General features: G+C 69.7%; 4 protein-coding genes. 3 read left to right on the top strand and 1 reads right to left on the bottom strand.

The window, feature by feature from the left end:
• A partial coding sequence (locus tag QZ753_RS05435; protein ID WP_294641669.1) for an FAD-binding domain-containing protein occupies positions 1-821 on the bottom strand: 821 nt, incomplete at its 3' end.
• 250 nt (positions 822-1071) lie between these two features.
• Here QZ753_RS05435 and QZ753_RS05430 point away from each other — a divergent pair.
• The 3 genes from QZ753_RS05430 to QZ753_RS05420 all read left to right on the top strand — a co-directional run.
• A complete protein-coding gene (locus QZ753_RS05430) occupies positions 1072-2109 on the top strand; it encodes a LacI family DNA-binding transcriptional regulator (RefSeq protein ID WP_294641668.1) in 1038 nt (345 codons plus the stop codon).
• Positions 2110-2410: 301 nt separating this feature from the next.
• Entirely contained in the window at positions 2411-3460 is a 1050-nt protein-coding gene (gene chvE / locus QZ753_RS05425) for a multiple monosaccharide ABC transporter substrate-binding protein (RefSeq protein WP_294641670.1), read from the top strand.
• Between the two features lie 233 nt (positions 3461-3693).
• On the top strand, positions 3694-4339 hold a 646-nt coding region (locus QZ753_RS05420; protein WP_294641667.1), incomplete at its 3' end, for an AarF/UbiB family protein.

The following is a 4339-nucleotide window of genomic DNA, read 5'->3' as shown; positions in this document are numbered from 1 at the left end:
ACGCGCCCGACGCGGCCGAGGGGAAGCGTCTCAGGCGTCAGGTCGTCGAGGTGGAGAAGCAGCGCGACCTCGCCCGCAGGGACTACGCCGGCGGGCGGCAGCGGCACCTCGCCGGGCGTGCGGTGCTCTTCGAGCGACGCCGGGTTCTCGTCGAGCCCCTTAGCCTCGAACCGCCCGTCGGTGTAGCGGCGGATGTTCTCGGCCCGCGCGACATAGTGCTTGCCGCGCGTGTGGAGCCCGGCCACCCAGCGCCAAGAGAGAGTGTTGCTCGCCGGATCGCCGTCGAGGAGATGGTGCATGAAGAAGTCCGCCCCGAGCGCCCAGGGCAGGCGAAGCGTGAAGATCCAGATCGAGGCGAACCACATGCGCGTGTGGTTGTGCAGCCAGCTTGTCTCGACGAGCTCGCGCGCCCAGGCGTCGAAGCAGTCGATGCCCGTGCGCCCCTCGATGGCGGCCGCGTGGGCGCGCCGCAGGCCGGCTTCCGCGTCCAGCCGCTCCTGCCCGGCCCGCGCGAGCGCCAGGCAGTCGCTCCAGATGCCGGGATGCGTTTCGAGGTAGCCCTTGAAATAGGTCCGCCAGAACACCTCGGACACGAACTTCTCGGCACCGCGCTCGCCCAGCGCGGATCGCGCTGCCGCGACGACCTCCCGCTCGTCCAGCAGCCGGCGCCGGAGATAGGGCGAGAGGGCCGAGGTCGTCGGTCGCCGGCCGGGACCATGGTCGGTGTTGCGCATGGCAGCGTAGTCGGCCGCGTCCTCGCGCAGGAAACGGTCGAGACGTTCGAGGCCGGCCTGCCGGGTGAGAAGGGTCGGTGCGTTCATGCGGCCGCTAGATGGCAAAGCATCACACGTCGTCCATGCGACCGATGCGCCGACGCCGGCCTGACCTCCCGCGCCGCACCGGGGCAACCGGGCGAGCAGATGGGGCCCGAGCAACGCGGATCGCAGTGGCCGTGATTGTCGCCGAGGTCTAGTCTCGCGGCCGTTGTGCGGCGACGGCAGCGAGACGTATCGGAGACATGACGCCGTCGTTGCCGGGAGAGCGCGGGACGGGATCGAGCGGGGGAGGTTCATGGACGATCACGGGCGGACCGGGGCCCCGACGCTTCGCGATGTGGCCCGGCGGGCCGCGGTGAGCCTTGCGACCGCCGACCGGGTGGTGAACCGGCGGCCGGGGGTGCGGGCGGCGACGATCGAGCGCGTCGAGGCCGCAGTGCGCGAGCTCGGCTTCGAGCGCCATGCGGGTGCGGCCGCCCTCGCCCGCCGCTCGGGCTTCCATGTCACCGCCATCCTGCCGCGCTTCGCCAATCCGTTCGTCGCCGGGCTTGCCGAAGACCTCGGCGAAGCCTGCCGCGCCGAGGGGCAGCGCCGCCTGACGCTCGCGCTCGACGAGGTCGACCGCTTTTCCCCGGCCATCCTGGTGGATGCGCTGGCGAGGGCCGCGAGCGAAGCCGACGCCGTCATCACCATGGGGCTCGACGATCCGCGCGTCGCCGAGGCGATCGACGCGGCGGTCGCGGGCGGGGTGCCGGTGGTGACGCTCGTGTCCGACGTGCCGGGATCGAAGCGTCAGCGCTATGTCGGGATCGACAACCGGGCGGCCGGCCGTGTCGCGGCGACGATCATCGGTCGGTTCGCCGCCGAGCCTGCGGGAACGGTCCTCGTGGTGCTGGGCTCGCGGAACCTGCGCGACCATCGCGACCGGCTGGAGGGCTTTCAGGCGGCTCTTCGCGAAGGCTTCCCCGCCATGACGATCGCAGCCGTCGTCGAAGGCGCCGACGACATCGATCGGACGCACGCGCTCGTGCGCGATGCGCTGGCGTCGGGCGCGAGCCCCTGTGCGATCTACAACGCGGGAGCCGGCTCGTCGGGCGTCGCCGCCGCGATCCGGGCGGCGGGGATCGCGCCGGTCGTGATCGGCCATGAACTGACGCCGGAGACGCGCCCCCTCCTCGAGGCCGGCATTCTCGACGCCCTGATCGTGCAGGATCCGGGGCACGAGGCGCGCTCGGCCGTGCGCAGCGTGATGGCCGCGCTGACGGGGACGGCGCTCAACGAGAACCAGGAGCGCATCCGCATCGAGGTCCTCTTCCCCGACAACCTGCCATAGGCCGTGTTGCCACGTGCCGTCAGTTGGGTTACCCAAGTCGAGGAGATTTGAGGTACGTAGCTCAAAGCAGCAAGAACGGCGGCGATGCTGCCGTCCGGGCGCGGGACGGCGGGCGCGCGAGGCACCGGATGGAGGTCCGGCCGCGATGCCCCGCCGCCATCCGCATCCGGGGCGGTGTCGGCGAGATCCCGGCGTGTGAGCCGGACCTCAGGGACGACGGAACAAGGGTGCCGGGGGAGGACGGATCGAGGGATCCGGCATCGGCACCGAACACGGGAGACGAACGATGAACCGCAGAACCATGCTTCTGGCCGCCACCATGCTCGGGCTCGGCCTTTCGACGCTCGGTGCGTCGGCGCAGGACAAGGGCACGGTCGGCGTCCTGATGCCGACGAAGTCCTCGCAGCGCTGGATCCAGGACGGCGACAACATCGTCAAGCAGTTGCAGGAGCGCGGCTACAAGACCGACCTGCAGTATGCCGAGGACGACATCCCGACGCAGATCAGCCAGCTCGAGAACATGGTGGCGGCCGGCGTCCAGTCGCTGGTGATCGCCTCGATTGACGGCACGACGCTGACGGACGTGCTGCAGCAGGCGCACGACAAGGGCATCAAGGTCATTGCTTACGACCGCCTGATCCGCAACTCGCCGAACGTCGACTATTACACCACGTTCGACAACTTCAAGGTCGGCGTCCTGCAGGCGACCTCGATCGCGGACAAGCTCGACCTGAAGGGCGGCAAGGGCTCCTATGCCATCGAGCTCTTCGGCGGCTCGCCGGACGACAACAACGCGTTCTTCTTCTACAACGGCGCGATGAGCGTGCTGCAGCCCTACATCGACAGCGGCAAGCTGGTCGTTACGTCGGGCGAAATGGGCATGGACAAGATCGGCACCCTGCGCTGGGATCCGGCGGTCGCCCAGGCCCGCATGGAGAACCTCCTGTCGTCCTACTACGGCAGCAAGCAGATCGACGCCGTCCTGTCGCCCAACGACAGCCTCGCGATCGGCATCATCTCGGCGCTCACCGCCAACGGCTACGGCGGGAGCGGCAAGCCGATGCCGGTCATTTCCGGTCAGGACGCCGACCTGCCGTCGGTGAAGGCGATCCTAGCAGGCGAGCAGTACTCGACCGTCTTCAAGGACACCCGCGATCTTGCCAAGGTCACCGTCGACATGATCGATGCGATCGGTCAGGGCAAGGAGCCGGTGGTCAACGACACCAAGACCTACGAGAACGGCGTCAAGGTGGTGCCCGCCAACCTCCTGACGCCGGTGCTGGTGACCAAGGACGACATCCAGAAGACGATCGTCGAGAGCGGCTACTACACGGCCGACCAGCTGAAGTAAGCCACACGCACAGAGCAAGAGGACGCCCGTCGATCCTGTCGGCGGGCGTCCTTGCGACCGCCCCCCTTATTTCGGGGTCCTGCGAGCGATTGGCCGCACGGCGCGGGGCGCGACTTTGGCCGAGGCGTCCCCATCTCCCCTGCGACGACGGAACCGACGATCCGACGTGGCCGCAGCGATCGTTCGCCTCGCGGCGCGCCGGGCTCGATCGGACAGTGCAGGATGAGGAAGCGATGAGCGGGTGGGACAACGGATCGAAGGGCCGGTCGGTACCGAGCGGTCGCCTGTCGCGGCTCGGCCAGTTCGGGCGGCTGGCGGGCGGGATCGCCGGCGGCATGCTCGCTGAAGGGGCCAGGCGCCTCGCGGACGGCGAGCGGCCCAGGATCGGCGACATGCTGCTGACGCCCGGCAATCTCGTGCGCGTCGCCGACCGCCTGTCGCACCTGCGCGGCGCGGCCATGAAGCTCGGCCAGATGATCTCGCTGGATGCCGGCGACACGCTGCCGCCGGAACTCTCCGAGATCATGGCGCGGCTTCGCGCCGAGGCCGACCCGATGCCGCGCGTCCAGCTCGAGCGGGTACTGGCGGCCGAGTGGGGCCGCGAGTGGCGGATCCGCTTCGAGCGCTTCGACGACCGTCCGATCGCCGCCGCCTCGATCGGACAGGTGCATCGCGCACGGGCGCTCGACGGCCGCGAGCTGGCGATCAAGGTGCAGTATCCCGGCGTGCGCGGCAGCATCGATGCGGATGTAGACAACGTCGCAACGCTCCTGCGCGTCTCCGGCCTCCTGCCGCCCCATCTCGACATCACGGCCCTCCTCGCCGAGGCGAAGGCGCAGCTGCACGAGGAAACCGACTACCGGCGCGAGGGTGCCGAGA

This window comes from uncultured Aureimonas sp., from assembly GCF_913775355.1.
GTDB lineage: Bacteria > Pseudomonadota > Alphaproteobacteria > Rhizobiales > Rhizobiaceae > Aureimonas.
The sequence above is the reverse complement of the archived record's forward strand: the minus strand, read 5'-3'. Positions and strand labels throughout refer to the sequence as shown.

Coding starts and splice junctions, on each gene's coding strand:
- QZ753_RS05430 (WP_294641668.1), top strand. CDS start 1,072: ATGGACGATCACGGGCGGACCGGGGCCCCGACGCTTCGCGATGTGGCC.
- chvE (WP_294641670.1), top strand. CDS start 2,411: ATGCTTCTGGCCGCCACCATGCTCGGGCTCGGCCTTTCGACGCTCGGT.